Source organism: Colwellia psychrerythraea, assembly GCF_000764185.1.
GTDB classification, from domain to species: Bacteria; Pseudomonadota; Gammaproteobacteria; order Enterobacterales; family Alteromonadaceae; genus Colwellia; species Colwellia psychrerythraea_B.
Window position 1 is genome coordinate 16827 of record NZ_JQEC01000004.1, and the last position, 15968, is coordinate 32794.

The 15968-nt window shown below is 37.9% G+C and carries 10 protein-coding genes; 5 read left to right on the forward strand and 5 right to left on the reverse strand.

Annotated features, from left to right (window positions below):
• Positions 1-236 precede the first annotated feature (236 nt).
• Positions 237-2288, forward strand: coding sequence for a tetratricopeptide repeat-containing sensor histidine kinase (locus tag GAB14E_RS20110; protein WP_033080643.1), 2052 nt, complete (start codon positions 237-239; stop codon positions 2286-2288).
• A gap of 73 nt (positions 2289-2361) precedes the next feature.
• Here the strand turns inward: GAB14E_RS20110 and GAB14E_RS20105 are convergent, their stop codons facing one another.
• Positions 2362-3261, reverse strand: a complete 900-nt coding sequence (locus tag GAB14E_RS20105; RefSeq protein WP_033080644.1) for a LysR family transcriptional regulator — start codon at positions 3259-3261, stop codon at positions 2362-2364.
• Positions 3262-3384: 123 nt separating this feature from the next.
• Here GAB14E_RS20105 and GAB14E_RS20100 point away from each other — a divergent pair, with 123 nt between their 5' ends.
• Both GAB14E_RS20100 and GAB14E_RS20095 read left to right on the forward strand, forming a co-directional pair.
• Positions 3385-3870, forward strand: coding sequence for a GNAT family N-acetyltransferase (locus tag GAB14E_RS20100; RefSeq protein WP_033080645.1), 486 nt, complete (start codon positions 3385-3387; stop codon positions 3868-3870).
• A 105-nt stretch (positions 3871-3975) separates the two neighbouring features.
• Positions 3976-4590, forward strand: coding sequence for a LysE family translocator (locus GAB14E_RS20095; protein WP_033080646.1), 615 nt, complete (start codon positions 3976-3978; stop codon positions 4588-4590).
• Positions 4591-4903: 313 nt separating this feature from the next.
• Here the strand turns inward: GAB14E_RS20095 and katG are convergent, their stop codons facing one another.
• Complete coding sequence (katG, locus tag GAB14E_RS20090) at positions 4904-7126, reverse strand: catalase/peroxidase HPI (RefSeq protein ID WP_033080647.1); 2223 nt, start codon at positions 7124-7126, stop codon at positions 4904-4906.
• A 203-nt stretch (positions 7127-7329) separates the two neighbouring features.
• Here katG and GAB14E_RS20085 point away from each other — a divergent pair, with 203 nt between their 5' ends.
• Positions 7330-8238, forward strand: coding sequence for a hydrogen peroxide-inducible genes activator (locus GAB14E_RS20085; RefSeq protein WP_033080648.1), 909 nt, complete (start codon positions 7330-7332; stop codon positions 8236-8238).
• Between the two features lie 351 nt (positions 8239-8589).
• Here GAB14E_RS20085 and GAB14E_RS20080 read toward each other — a convergent pair whose 3' ends face one another.
• Together GAB14E_RS20080 and GAB14E_RS0122480 are read right to left on the reverse strand one after the other, a co-directional pair.
• Entirely contained in the window at positions 8590-9879 is a 1290-nt protein-coding gene (locus tag GAB14E_RS20080; RefSeq protein ID WP_052093452.1) for a metal-dependent hydrolase family protein, read from the reverse strand.
• A 273-nt stretch (positions 9880-10152) separates the two neighbouring features.
• The gene (locus GAB14E_RS0122480) at positions 10153-12522 is read right to left on the reverse strand and encodes a CocE/NonD family hydrolase (RefSeq protein ID WP_052093419.1); all 2370 of its coding nucleotides are present in this window, start codon (positions 12520-12522) and stop codon (positions 10153-10155) included.
• A gap of 168 nt (positions 12523-12690) precedes the next feature.
• Between GAB14E_RS0122480 and GAB14E_RS20075 the strand changes: the two genes are divergently transcribed.
• Complete coding sequence (locus GAB14E_RS20075; protein ID WP_033080649.1) at positions 12691-14826, forward strand: winged helix-turn-helix domain-containing protein; 2136 nt, start codon at positions 12691-12693, stop codon at positions 14824-14826.
• Between the two features lie 72 nt (positions 14827-14898).
• Here the strand turns inward: GAB14E_RS20075 and GAB14E_RS20070 are convergent, their stop codons facing one another.
• The gene (locus GAB14E_RS20070; protein WP_033080650.1) at positions 14899-15801 is read right to left on the reverse strand and encodes a radical SAM protein; all 903 of its coding nucleotides are present in this window, start codon (positions 15799-15801) and stop codon (positions 14899-14901) included.
• Positions 15802-15968 lie beyond the last annotated feature (167 nt).

Genomic DNA, 15968 nt, shown 5'->3' on the forward strand with positions numbered 1-15968 from the left:
AAAACTCACACTGTTTTGTCTCAGTTAGCAGACAAAATAATTCATTGCAATGGTGTGATTAAGTTGAACATAATCATGCTTTATATGTTTTGATTTATATCAGTGACTTCTTCTTTTGATTGTTTTCTTGCTACTTTAACATCGACAGAGCAGTTGAAAAGTTTGCTTTAAGCTCTCTATTGGCCAATTAATTACTATAATTATATTTTAATACAGTATCGAGTGGTGTATTACTAATGCTCAAGGCTAATCTAACACTGTTAGTTATATTACTTTTATTTGTAGTTAATTTTACTTGGGCTACTACCCAAGAAAGCCTTGCTGAAAGGTTAGCTAATATAGAGTCTTTGGTTGTTTCTCAGCCAGAGCAAGCTCTTACTGCAATAGACCGACTCAAAAAAAGTAAAATAGAGTTAACTTCTACAGAAAAAATTAAGCTTATTAGGCATGAAGTCGTTGCGAATACTTATCTAAATAATCATCAGGTCGCACTTTCTCTTATTGAAGAGGTTAAAGAGTTAGCCGAATATTCAAGTGATAAGAACTCTTTCTGGCACTACTACAACACTAAAGCCATTGTCTATTGGCATATGGATAATATTGAAGGCTCGCTGGAGTCAAACTTAAAAGCTTATAACGTAGTAAAAAGTATTGACGAGTTTAGTCAAATTCAAGCCATTAGTGAGGGTAATATTGGTTATGCTTTTATCAAGTTAGGTTTTTTTAAAGAAGCGGTTACTTATTTAGAGTCTGCTTTAGAGAAAGTGTTAACGGGTAATAATGCGGCTGTTATAGCGAGCACCTATAACAATTTAGGGGAAGCCTACTTAGGGGTAAAAAACTATCAAAAGTCTGCTGAGCTGCTAGAAAAATCTTTAGACATGAGACTTAAACATCAATTGACATTCCACTCATCATTTTCTTATCAAAATATAGGTTTACTCCTTTATCAACAAAAGCAATACCAACAAGCAGAAACTGCTTTTAATAAGGCGATTGAAATAAGAGAGCAAGCGGGTTTTGTTAAAGGGCTACTGGTTAGTAAGTTAGCTTTAATTCAAACCTATGTTGCCAGTAATCAATTGGCCATAGCAGAGCAAGAAGTCAAAAATGTCATCCTGGCAGCAGTAGAGCAAAAAAATAATACCAGCCTAGCTAAAGCTTATGACTTACAGCGGAAGATATTTGAGCATAAAAAAGACTACCAAAGCGCTTATCAAGCATTGTTGCTTTATCAGCAAACTATTGAGCAAGTGGTTTCGCGTAAAACAAGCGTTAAAGTGGCTAGTTACCTTAATACTTCAGAGGCAATTTCTAAAGATCTTAATATATTATCGTTAAAAAAGAACGCTGAAATTAAAGACCTACAGGTTAGCAGCGAACGGCAAAAAACTAACATAATGCTTATTTCGGGTCTTTGTATATTCGTTATATTGACTATCTTTTTATGGGTATTGCAAAGAAGCAAGCAAATCATCGCAAGATCTAATAGCAACCTCTCTGAAACATTAACTAAATTGCAGCAAACACAAGAGCAATTAGTTAAATCGGGAAAAATGTCTGCACTGACCACGTTAGTCTCTAGAATGGCTCATCAAGTAAATACACCTTTAGGTATAGCGGTTACTGGTGTGTCGCACATACATGAAAAAGTTGAAGTTTTTGGCCGGTTAATCAAGGGCGGTGAGGTTAAAAAATCAGAGATTGACTCGTTAATTACTGGTTTGAATAAAGGTTGTGAGCTTTCTTTAAACTCTATGAATAACGTCGCCAATTTAATAAGCCAATTTAAGCTAATTTCTGAAAGCTTGGAGGCAGAAAAACAGCAAGAATTTGAAGTGTTAGATCACCTGATTAAACAGACAGATCTAATGCTGATATTACTTAAGCAAGATAAACCAGTAATAAATGTCTATGGAGATAAGGTGCTGATATTAGGTTATCCAGAAGCCTTGAATAAAGTTATTAGTCAATTAATTACTAACTCTATAGATCATGCTTTTGAGGGAACTTTAGCCCCCCAAATAGATATTAAAATCGCTAAAACCGATACCCACGTTGAAGTTAAATATCAAGATAATGGCAAAGGAATAGACCCTACTATTGTGAATGATGTATTTGAACCTTTTTGTACCACTAAAATGGGAAATAAAAACTTAGGAATGGGACTAAGCATAGTATATAACCTAGTCGTTCAGCTGATGCAGGGAGATATTCAATGCTATGATAAGCAGGGAAATGGCATCATTTTTTGTATCACTCTACCCCTGAGCGTTAAGTCAGTTTAGATTAAAAATTAACGAAGCAGTATAGGTTTATATTCCTCAATTTTTACATCATTGCCTAGCCCTGAAACTAAAGTTATAACTGACTAATTATCTGGCTTAACCATCGGTGACTGGTTTTACTGTTGTTTAATTTGTGCCAATATAAATTGAGCTGATAGTTAGGTATGGCAATGGGTGGGGTGAAGATCTCAATATCGACAGTTTTGGCGACATGTTCGGCCATAAGTCGTGGAAATGTTAGCAGGTGATCTGAGTTTGCTATGATATATGGGGCAGCCATTATACTCGGTAGTTGCAAAGAAACATGACGGCTAAGCCCCAGTTTAGCTAGCTGCTGATCAACAATACCTTTTTTTTCAGCCCAAGGTGATAATCGAACATGAGATAAGTCCAAATAGGTATCTAGCGTTAAGCCATTTGTTAGTTGAGGGTGGTTTTTCCTTGCTATGGTGCAATAGCTATCTTCTAACCATGTTTGCCGCTCAATGGTGGATGATTTTTCAATTTCATGACTAAAACCTAAGACAAAATCTAATTCGCCAGTAACAAGTCTTGCTGTCGGGGACTTTTCTTCACATGGAATCACAGAGATGCTGATGTTAGGTGCTACTTTGCTAATATGGCTGATAAGTTTTGGTAATAAATTAAATTGAGTGTAATCGGTGGCTGAAAACGTTAATTCTATATCACTGGTGGCGGGATCAAACACTAAGCTACTATTTAAGCCACTATGAATTTGAGCTAAAGCAGGGGTTATATGGTTTGCTAATTCATGGGCGAAGGGGGTTGGCTCCATAACGTTATTGATACGGACAAATAAATCATCGGATAAACGTTTTCTAAGCCGGGATAACCCATGGCTGAACGCTGACTGACTAAGGAAAATTTCATTAGCTGCCATAGAAACCGAGCGGTAACGGTATAAAGCGTCGAATAAAAGTAATAGGTTTAAATCAATTTGATGTAGATTCATTATGAATTTAACACATGTTTATATGAATATAATGCACTGTTGTCATAGTACTACAGGCGCTATGATAGCGCCAATAATCAAAAGTAAAAAATCAATTAGCCATGAACAACAACGGAGTCATACGTGAATCAATTATCAATTCGTTCAGCTGTAGCTGCAGATAGCAAACAGGTTTTACATTTTATTAAAGAGCTAGCGGCTTATGAAAAAGCTGAGCATGAAGTGCATGCCACGGAACTAACTATCGAAGAAACAATTTTTTCAAAAGATAGTCATGTTAATGCATTGATTTGTGAGCAAGGAGGAAAACCTGTGGGTATCGCTATTTATTTTTATAACTATTCAACTTGGTTAGCAAAACCAGGCCTTTATTTGGAGGATCTTTATGTTTCACCTGAACATCGCGGCAAGGGGGCAGGTAAATTATTACTGAAAAAAATGGCACAAATTGCCTTAGAAAAAGGCTGCGGCCGGTTTGAATGGAGCTGTCTTGATTGGAATACCCCATCACGTGACTTTTACCAGTCCATTGGCGCCAAATCACAAGATGAATGGGTCGGCTATCGTATGTCTGGTCAAACGCTAATCGATTTTGCCGAGCAAAATTAATACGGCTTAAATGGTTTTATATTTTTTTTAATATATAGAATATCTCCTGCCACAGATTCAGTTAAGCCCAATTTTAAAAAACTCAACTCAACTTAAGGTAATGTTATGACCCTTATGTCAGGCATAGCGCTTTTTTTTGCGATGTCGATATCAGCCCTAATTCCAGGACCCAGTGTTATGGCTGTTATTTCACGCTCAATATCATCAGGAGCTAAAAATGGCTTAATGGTGACCTTAGGTATAGTGATTGCCGACTATGTTTTCATATGCTTAGCATTGACTGGTCTATCAACACTTGTCTCTTTGTTAGGCGAGTTTACTGCATGGCTTAAGTATTTAGGGGCCAGCTATTTGTTATGGTTGGCTTATCGTACTTGGCAAGCCGATATAGTGCTCACCCAAAGAGTAGAGTTTCAATCAGAAAGCTTAATCGCCAATATCTTTGTTGGTTTATGTATTGGTCTGGCTAACCCAAAGGCCATTTTATTTTACTTAGGTTTCTTCCCTGCGTTTATTGAGCTATCAAGTATTGGACTGTATGAAGTCGTTGTTATTTTGTTTATTTCAACCATTGCTGTTGGTGGTGTGCTGAGTGCCTATGCCTGTGCTGGCGGTAAAGCTGGTCATTTGTTTAAGGGATACCTGGCTCGGCGTGCTCTGAATCGATTATCAAGTAGTATATTAGCCACATGCGGTGTCTTGCTGGTGGTAAAAGCTTAACTAGTTTCATAACTTTTATGGCTACTTTCTTGATAACGCTATTTATAGGCGTCACCAAGACTAAAGAATACAGTAGTAGTTTCAACCTTTAAGTCACTTCGCCTACTTCTAAAATTAGTTAGGCCTCTTTATTTCCCTCTTCCTCTTAATATGAACTATAGATGGTTGTTAAATTTATGTCTTTAAAGCGAGTACTGTCAAGGCTGTTACTTGCTTTTTCGTTAGGCAATTTTTAAAGGAAATAAGTTAAGGTAAATTTTAATTATCCTTAAACTCATTTCAACTTTAATTTCATCCCGACCTTAGTTTAAACTCATTTTAAGTCAAAGCGATCTAACTGCATGACTTTAACCCAAGCGGCAATAAAGTCATTAATGAACTTCTTCTCGGCATCGTTTGAGGCGTACACTTCAGCGATGGCTCTTAATTCTGAGCTAGAGCCAAAAATTAAATCGACAGGGGTGGCTTGCCACTTTAATTTTCCTGAAACACGGTCATGGCCAAGATAAACCCCAACCTTATACTCATCTTTACTCCACACGGTAGCCATATCAAGTAAGTTTACAAAGAAGTCATTGCTCAATTTTCCCGGGGTATTGGTGAATACTCCGTAAGATGAGCCGTCATAGTTGGCATCAAGCGAACGCATACCGCCAACAAGTACTGTCATTTCAGGCACATTTAAACCAAGTGAGTTGGCTTTATCCACTAACATTTCTGCTGGTGACATGTAGCTTTCATCGGTAAAGAAATTACGGAAGCCATCAGCTTTCGGCGCTAAGTAATTAAACGATTTAACATCAGTTTGTGCTTGGCTCGCATCAGCACGACCAGGAAAAAATGGCACGGTTACTTGAGTACCAGCTTGCTTGGCGGCATTTTCGATTGCGGCAGCGCCAGCTAAAACGATTAAATCAGCCAGCGATACTTGGCTCGAAGACGATGTTTTATTGTATTTCTCCTGAATAATTTCAAGTTTAGCTAATACCTTGTTTAACTCTTTTGGGTTATTTACCCGCCAGTTGTTTTGCGGTGCAAGGTTAATGCGAGCACCATTGGCACCACCACGCATATCAGTAACTCTATGACTCGACGCTGCCGCCCAAGCAGTTCTGACTAACTCCGCAGTAGTTAAGCCGGAATTTACAACTTGCTGTTTAAGCTTGTTGATCTCTTTGTTGGTAATAAGCGGGTGTTTTACCGCCGGAATAGGGTCTTGCCAAGTTAATACTTCACTTGGTACTTCTGTGCCGACATACCTAGCTCTAGGTCCCATATCTCTGTGGGTTAACTTAAACCAAGCTTTAGCAAAGGCTTTATCAAATTGAGCAGGGTCTTTTCTAAAACGCTCAACAATTTTACGAAAGCTAGGATCTTCCTTTAAAGCAATATCAGTAGTGAACATAATAGGAGCGTTACGCTTATTAGGGATGTGAGCATCGGGCACTAAATTAGCCGCTGCTTTATTATCAGGAATCCACTGCTTTGCTCCGGCTGGGCTTTTTGTTAGTACCCAATTAAAGTTCATTAGATTGTCTAAGTAATTAGATGACCACTTTGTCGGGGTAACCGTCCAAGCGCCTTCTAAGCCACTGGTGATAGTATCTGCACCAACACCAGTGCCACATTTATTTTTCCAGCCTAAGCCTTGGTCTTCAATAGTCGCTGCTGCTGGCTCTGCGCCAACACATTTACTCGGTTTTTTCGCGCCATGTGCCTTACCCAAAGTATGACCACCAGCAAGTAAAGCCACTATTTCTTCATCATTCATTGCCATACGGCCAAATGACATTCTAATATCTTTAGCAGCTAACAGTGGATCAGGGTTACCATGTGGGCCTTCAGGATTAACATAAATTAAGCCCATTTCTACCGCTGCTAATGGGCCTTTTAGTTTACCCTTTTTATCGCGACGTTCATCAGTAAGCATGGCGGCTTCAGGTCCCCAATAAACTAAATCGGGTTCCCAATCATCGGTTCTACCACCAGCAAAACCAAAGGTTTTAAAACCCATAGACTCAAGGGCGACATTGCCTGAAAGTACCATTAAATCAGCCCAAGAAAGTTGACGACCGTATTTTTGTTTAACCGGCCATAATAAACGACGCGCTTTATCTAAATTAGCATTGTCTGGCCAACTATTTAGTGGATCGAATCGTTGTTGTCCGCCAGATGCGCCACCGCGGCCATCGTGCACGCGATAAACACCGGCACTGTGCCATGCCATGCGTATCATTAATGGACCATAATGGCCCCAGTCTGCAGGCCACCAAGCTTTTGAGTCAGTAAGTGTGCTTTGAATATCTTTTTTAAGTTGGGTTAAATCAAGGCTGGCAAACTCTTTGGCATAATTATATTTTTCGCCGTAAGGGTTGGATTCAGCGCCATGTTGACGCAGTGGCGATAGGTTTAGTTGTTCAGGCCACCAGAATTGATTAGTTTTTGTTTCACTGGCTGCCAATACTTGTGTCGGCAGTATCATTGATGAGAGCGCTACTGATATAGCCGTTGCAATAGGAAGTGTTTTCTTTAACATGTTTTTCCCCTGTTTTTAATTAGTGATAAATAAATTTATATAAATCATAAGGAAAGCCGCGGCATTTGAATATTTGATTAACTTGAAGATAAGCTTCTATTTTTCTCATACTAAAAATAATGACTAGTTTGGTATTTCTGATTAAAATCACTTTTATGTTCTAAAAAAATAGATATTAAATTATCACTAAGTACTCACAAAATATGATCTCATTAAAACAACTGCACTATGCATTAGCTATTGAAAAAACCTTACACTTTAAAAAGGCGGCAGAGGCATGCAATGTCTCGCAATCGGCTTTAAGCACCGCCATTACTGAGCTTGAAAAGCAATTAGGGGTAGCAGTCTTTGAACGTAATAATAAGCAGGTATTAGTCACCAATGACGGTCAATTGATACTTAATAAAGCCAAACAGGTGAAGCTAGAGTTAGACGAGCTTTTACACATAGCGCAAAGCAATAAAAAACCTTTTGTCAGCCCTATGACTATCGGGGTGATCCCAACAATTGGTCCTTACCTGTTACCTAAAGTATTACCTGAGGTTAGAAAGCAATATCCAAACTTTAAATTAAAAATCATTGAAGAACAGTCACATGTTTTAGTGGAAAAGGTGCGCATTGGCGAGATTGATGCAGCTGTTCTGGCATTGCCTTATCCAATTGAGGGGTTGATGAGTTTTGATTTTTGGCATGAGGATTTTTACTGGGTCTGTCATAAAGATGAATGCCCGGATAAAGTTCAGGAAATTAGCAGTGATGAGTTAGAAATAGATAAGTTAATGCTATTAAAAGATGGTCATTGTTTAAAAGAGCACGCCTTAGCGGCGTGTAGTTTGCAAAACAAAAAACAAGATACAGATTTTGACTCCGCCAGTTTACATACATTAATTCAAATGGTTGCTGGCAAACTTGGTACGACACTAGTACCACAAATGGCTTTAGATCAACTAACCTATAACGAATCAGAAATTAGGGCTATTCACTTAAATGAACCTGGCCCACATAGAACCATTGCCTTAGTGATCAGGCCCAATTATGTCAGAACCAATGAGTTAACTATGCTACAAGATATTTTTACTGAACAATTAACCAATAAATGTAGCTTGGCTTAGTTTTTATCTTAGTACCGATGAGCTAGTTCAGTTATATAGAACACTATCTTCAATATTGTTAAATTTACTGAAGGATCATGATGGGGCACACTAACATCATCATAAAAAAGAAGGTGAACTAAAATGAAAAATATCATTAATCATATAGTTAGTACTGTAATAAATACTTTTAAATCAAAGTTAAAATTAACTAGCACCAAAAAAACAGGACTTATTTGTAACTACTCAAACAACTATTATGGCGATCAATATTGTCAGACAAAGCTTAAATAAAGTTAATATATCGGCGAACATCTACCGCTACTTTCATTGGTGGATGTCAGCCTTTTTTAAGAGGAAATTTGATTAGCTTTAGTTTTTGACAATAACGCCAGATTTCATGACAAAATCGACACCCAGCAATTCTTTAATATCGATTAATGGACTGTTATCCATGGCAATAATGTCGGCCATTTTACCCGCCTCAATAGTACCTAACGAGTCTGATTTACCTATTAAGTCAGCGGCATTCACCGTTGCTGTTTTTAATATATCTTGTGGTTTCATGCCAGCGTTGAACATCAACACAGCTTCTTTACCGTTATTACCATGTTTAGAAACACCGCTATCAGTGCCGTAAGCTATTTTTACTCCGGATTTATATGAACGTTTAAAGTTCTCAATCATATCTCCACCGACGCGAATGGCCTTGGCACTAATCGCTGGCGACATAAAGTTGGTGTTTTTTGCTAAATTTACCACGGTATCACCGGCCATCAGGGTAGGCACTAAATAAGCGCCAGTTTCTTTGAACAGTTTAATACTTTCTTCATTAGCGTAACTGCCATGTTCAATACTATCAACACCGGCTCTTAACGCGGCGTTTATGCCCGCTGCAGCATGGGCATGACTGGCGACTTTTCTGCCTAAGGCATGAGCAGAGTCTATTACTTCTCTTAATTCATCATCAGCCATTTGTTGGCCTGTACCTGTGTCTGTATCTGACAATACGCCACCAGTAGAGGTTATTTTTATCACATCAGCACCAAACTTAATTGCTCGGCGAGTAGCACGACGACAATCATAAGGGCCATCACAGACAGTTTTAGCTGTATGCATTTCTAACAGAGCAGGGCTCATGCCATCAACATCGCCATGACCTCCAGTTACGGCAACATTACTGCCAGCGGCAATAATTCTTGGTCCTTGAAGGTAACCTTTAGCAATACCATCACGTAGAGCATAACTTTGCTCGGCGTTGCCACCTAAATCTCTAACGGTGGTAAAGCCGGCCATCAAGGTTTTTTTAGCAAAATAGGCACTTTTAACCAGTTTGTCTGCATCAGACATTTTTAGTTTTTCACTGTCATTGTTAGGACCTAATTCGCCTTGTAAGTGCACATGCATATCCATCAGCCCAGGCATTACAAAGCTGGTAGATAAATCAACTAATTGTGCATCTTTAGCGATTTTGTTTGCTGATATAAAGCCCGATTTAACTGCGGTAATTACGCCATTTTTAACGACAATTGTTTGTTTAGTTAAAGGCGCTTTACCCGGAATTGTTAATACTTTACCAGCATGAATTACCTGGGTTTGTGCAGAAATTTGAGTGGATACTAGGGTAGTTAATGTAAGCCCTATCAGCGTAGAGGTTTTCATTAATTTTTTACTTAATACCATATTTAATGCTTTCATGATGTTCCTATTGTTATTTTTCTCATTTCACTCACCATAGCAAGCTTATTAATCGTGAGAAATTCAAATACGTCTAATGAACGAAATCCATGGTTGAGTAGCATAAGTTGAGTGTTGGATAAGATTATTTTTTAGATAAACAGAATTATTGGAAAAAGGTTTTGTTGAATGACAACAAAAAGTGATGCTTTCAAGGCCTCACTTCTTCTCTAATTTTTAGTCGATTAAAGAGGTGGGTTAATCACCTGTCCATGGTTTTAAAGGAATATTAATTTTACTGTCGTTAAACCACTTTATTTTCAGCGGCTCTCCAGCATCTTTAAGGGTTTCTTCATTGACATATTTTCCTGATCCTAGGTTAACTTGCGCATCTACATTTTTATTGATGTTAAGCACAATGACTAATCGACTACCTTTGTTGATCAGCTTAGCCGTCATTCTGGCGTTGATAATTGGGATAGAGGTTTTCTTATTTGGTATCAATAATTTGCGTTTACTCATGTCGTTAGCAAAGCTTGCTCTACTTCGATAAGTATTGAAATGAAAAACTTCGCCATCCTTATCTATTTCATAAAAATTATAGCCAATATCAACATCTTTTTTATTCACTGAAATTTCAAAAGTTCCGGTGATTGCACCTGCTAGTTCTTGAGTCGATTCAAATGCTTCTGTTATATAGACAATGCCGTTAGGCTCATTTAACTTTTTTTGTATAATAGGCCAAGGTGCACGGTTATGCTCTGTTGTTCTGTTGGTCATATCGACAGTTTGTGAAACAAAAGTGCTTTGCTTTTCTGGGCTGGTTAATAAAGTAAAATGCCCATCATCATCGACAGATGATGCAAGATAAAAAGCGATTGACTGTTTATTCAGCTCATCCAGTGACTTGCTATGGCGCCATGTATTGCTGCCCATTAATTGATAATTAACTTTGTCTTGCACAAGTTTTGGTTGCTCTTTATTAAACAGTAGATGATCAAACCAGGCAAAAACCACTTCATCGGTATCTTTTTCTAAAGCGACTTCATCCAGTTGATAATTACTGTAATGTGAGCGAGGTTTTCTTTGTGCGCTAATATGGCCGTATGGGCCAATGAGCAAGGAATGGTTAGCATTTTTATTGTATTTATAATGCCGCTTTAAATAGTCTAACGAAGAAATCTGGCCGCCATCAAAATAGCCTGTCACGCTCAGTACAGGGATATTAATGTCGGTATAATCGGTTTGATAAGGCACCATTTTTTGATAATAACTATCGAAGCTAGGATGCTCTAACCATTTTTGAAACCAAGGATTAGCTTTACCGTCAATCTTGTCAATATCTTTAATGGCACGACCACTTTCAAACAATGTCTTTTGTAGATTTTCACTGCTTTGCCAATCACTATAAACACTATTATCCATGGTTTTATTATTGGTGACATGAAATGCCCAAGGGTAATTACCCGTTAACAGGATATTATTTTCATAAGGCAAACCAGTGATCAAACTTGCCGCGGCATAAGGTGCCATTGCTTTTAACGCGGGATGCATTTTTTTTGCCGCAGCCCACTGGGTAAAGCCATTATAACTGCCGCCGTACATAACAACGTCACCATTGCTCCAACTCTGCTTGCTGGCCCAATCAATAACACGTCTTGCATCTTCACCATCAAACTCCCAAGGGGATATTTCATTAGTACTTGAACGTTTACCTCTAGAGTTTGCCACAATGCCAACATAACCATGGGCAGCGGCATGAGTAGCTGTTTTTATATGGGCGGACTCGTCAGCATAAATAGTAAATTGCAGTGCCGTCGGCAGCTTACCTTTAGTATTTTTTTTCCTAACTATTGTCGCTGATAATTCAATGCCGTCCGGTGTAGTAATAAGGGTGTCAGCTTGAATGTCATAACGTTTATTATTCTCAATAGCCAATAATTTATCACTAACGGGCAGCACTTTTGAAAGTACGTGATAAAGGTGGGCATTAACAATTAAGTCTACCGCTTGTTTAACGTTAAGTTCAGCTAAATTCTGGTAGCGTTCAAATACATTATGAACATAATCTTGCGCACGTAATACCGACCAGTTTAATGCACTGGTTTTTTGAAATAATGCCTCATCATCCATCAACACTAATGACTGAGAAAAATCATTAGTTAAGGTTTTTATGAATGGATTTAGCTCTGATTTTTCAGCCACTAACTGTTCAAGTTTTAGTTGAGTTTTACTATGTAAAGCATAATGAGAATACGAGATAGCATTTTTATGTTCAGCGACGGTTTCAAGTAGAGTTTTGTGCTTTGTTAAAATGGATAGTAAGGCAATTTTATTAAACATACTTTGCTGATTTATTGTTGCAGCACTAAGTTGTTTTGCCAGCAATAAAAGCTGTTGATGAAATTGTTTTTTATTGAGTAAAGTTAAGGTGTCAGCACTGTTGCTAATATTTACTTGAGATAACAATAAAGGTGTCATAAATGTTTTTTTTATAGCTGTAGTTTCTATGCCTTCTTCTGCTTGAGCCTTTGGCAAGGCAAATAGGAACGTTAATAATATAACTATAGATAAATAACGAAACAGGGGAGGGGTTGCATACTCGATTTTTTGCTGTGCTTTGTTCATTAATAAGCCTTAGGATGATACCAAGTGTCTTTGAATTTATTAGGGCTAAAATGGTAGAGCAATGAGAGATAATTGACGTGAAAAGCCTGTGACTTTTTGTGACTTTTGATGACCAATACGCTGGTATATGCTATTTTCCAGCTACTTATCCTATTTATGGGCATTTGCATGCGTTGGCAAATAGCACAATTTGTTTTTTGTGATCAACAACAAACTTTAACATCGACAAACGAGTGTGTGCAATTAGAGCCGATGATGGTGGCTTTATTAAGCTACTTTTGTCAAAACACAGATCTAATTGTCAGTAAAGATCTGCTTATCGAACAAGTCTGGTTAGGACGAATTGTTAGCGATAATGCCGTGAGTAAGTTAATTACTAAGCTGCGTAAAGTTTTTAATGATGATGCCAGACAACCTAAATTTATCGCTACTTTTCCCAAAAAAGGCTATAAGTTTATTGCTAACGTGAAGCCAATAAATGAAGCCGATTTACAAGCTGTTCCGCCGGTAGAGACTAAGACTCAAATTCATGAAAAATCTATATCAATAGTACAGGAAGAGACTAACGCAGAGGTCTTATCTAAAGTTACTTTTGCAGAGCCAAACCCAACTAAAACTAAAGATCGCCGGACAACATATATCACTGCTCTGGTTATTATAATATTGATTATTAGCTTTTATAACCTGTGGCAGCAAGGTCAAAAATCGCCAACTGTTTCTACGCATACAAAAGTATTAACAACTGATGCGGGCGATGAAGTGTATCCGGACTTCTCTCCTGACGGTACTCGTGTTGCTTATATGTCGGTAAAAAATGACCAAATGCATTTGATCATTAAAAATGTTGTTGATGAGGCTATGATCGAAATTTCTCACGGAGAAAATATTGGGGTAGGGCCAGCAAGTTGGAGTAGCGATGGTAAATTAATTGTTTATTTAGCCGCAACGCCACAGCAATGCCAATATTATATTCGAACCGTAAACGGTCTTGAACTTGGAGAGCCACAGTTAATCCATAACTGTCCTGCGGGTAGTTATGGAAAAATAGCCTTTAGCCATGATAATAACCGCTTAATTTATGCTGAAAATTCCGGGGGGAATACCCCCTATTCGTTATTTGAACTTAATTTAACCAACGATCAGATAAAACGCTTAAATCAACCTGAAAGGTTTTTAGGCGGCAATTTTCAATTTGACTTGCACCCAACAGAAAATAAATTATTAATTTCATCCCCAGATAAACAACAATGGGAAGGCTTTTACTCTCTTGACCTAGAAACCGATGAGTTGACGTTATTATTTAAACAAAATGCTTATATTTGTTGTGGTATTTGGAGTCATTCAGGCGCTAGAGTTGTTTTGATGGGGGAGCATCCAGCACACCAGTTACTGAGTTATGACTTAACCGGACATGATAAACAAGTTGTGCACTCAGGTAGCAGACAAATAAGAAGTCCACGTCGGCATGTAAATGAAACTGATTATTTATTTTCATCAGGCAAAGATAATTATAATGTACATTTAATCGACTTATCGACTAAAAAAGAGCGAGTTATTGTTAATGATTCAGTCGATGAGCGTTTAGCCGTATTTGCCCATCATAATAATCAAATAGCCTATATTGGTTTAGCATCGGGCAATGAAGAAGTTTGGTTAACGGATAGTGAAAGTAAGCAACGCAAGAAGCTTACCCAGTTTAATGATAGTCGTCATTATGTTGATTTACTCTGGTCGCCCGATGGCAATTATTTAGTTGCGTTAACATTAAATGAAATCCACTTGATTAACTCTTCGACAGGGTTGTTTGAACGGCTTAAAATACCGCAGGCGCAGATTCAAGGTGTTTCATTTAAATCCGCTGAGACGATTAGTTATAGCATGAAGGTAAACGCTCAGTGGCAGGTCTATTATTACCAGCTAAATTCAGGTGAAGTTTTAGCTGAAGATAAAAAATGGCAATTTATTCAATATCAAATAACCGCAGATAATAACCTTTGGCTTGACCAAGAAAATAAACTGTTCTCTGGCGAGTTACCAATAGCCGTTATCAGTCAAAAAATATCCGCAAAAAACTTAATCAACGGTCGGCAATTTAATTTAGCTAAAAGAGGTCCATTGTGGTTTTGGTTTGAGCGTAATATTCAAGGACAAATACAAGGTTACTCTGAGATAACTAATGTTTTAACAACACTCACTCTCACCGAAACAGCACATTTTGATATAACAAATAATGAGCTGTTATTCGGTGATATAGAACAACTCAATTCGAATATTTATCAAACCCAAGCCTTACCTAGCAACTAATCGTTTTGAGTATTTACTACTAGTAGAGCTAGGTAGCACTCGGTGTCTTATATTTTCAAGGAATAAAAGTCTTTATAAACCTCGTTGCCACTCTTGTCTTAAATTGGCATCACTGGGCTGTTGCAGTGCATGTCTTACTTGGCCCAAAAGCGCTGCTTTATCATTGCCTAATACTCCCTTGAGTACTAGGTAGTTTGATGCATGATCAGAGCGAAAAATAGTTGTTTCTAAATCTAACTCTGATAACAGTACTTCCATTTCACTAAATAACTCTTGCTGGGTTAGCTGACGAAAAGGTTTTAATGATGCTTGAGTAAACTTTTCAGCAAAGCGTACTTCACCTAGTGGGAAAGACACTACTAATGTTGATAAAAAGTGAGGTTGCGCTTCGTTCATCAGTTTGGCTGAGTTGATGGCATGTTGCCTAGATAATTCAGGGCCGCCGAGACCATTTAAAATCATTACTGAACTTTTCATGCCCGCTTTTTTTATTTTATTAAGGGCGATTAATGAGCTTTGGTAAGTCTCGCCTTTTTCAATTAATGCCAGTACCTCATCGTCACCACTTTCACAGCCGATATACATTAACTTCAAGCCTAAGTTTTTAAGTTCAGCTAATTGTTCAACGGTTTTATTCCTGAGGTTTCGTGGCAGGCAGTAACTAGATACTCGAGTTACTTGCGGCAAGTGCAGTTCTATTAATTCGAGAATTTCTTTTAAACGCTTAAAAGGCAACATCATGGCATCGCCATCAGCAAGAAACACTCGGCCAGTTTTTATGCCTGATTCAGCCACTTTAATAATTTCTTGCTCTATCAAGTCAACTTTCTTAGGTTTGAATTTCTTATTTTCACTGGTGTACATGTCGCAAAATGAACACTTGTTCCATGAGCAGCCATTAGTGACTTGTAATATTAGACTTTTCCACTCACTTGGTGGACGAAATACAGGTTCGACATAATTCAAAGGATACATAGTATTTTCTACATTATTAGGACCTAGCTAGTTTATACCAAGTCGGTGTTAACTGTAGACTTAAAATGAATTGCCTTTTTTAATCATCGCTGTCATGAGGTTGTGTAAATGATGGAACTTAACCCTAAAAGCTTACCCGCAGTTGTTGTTGTTGTTGTTGTTGTTGT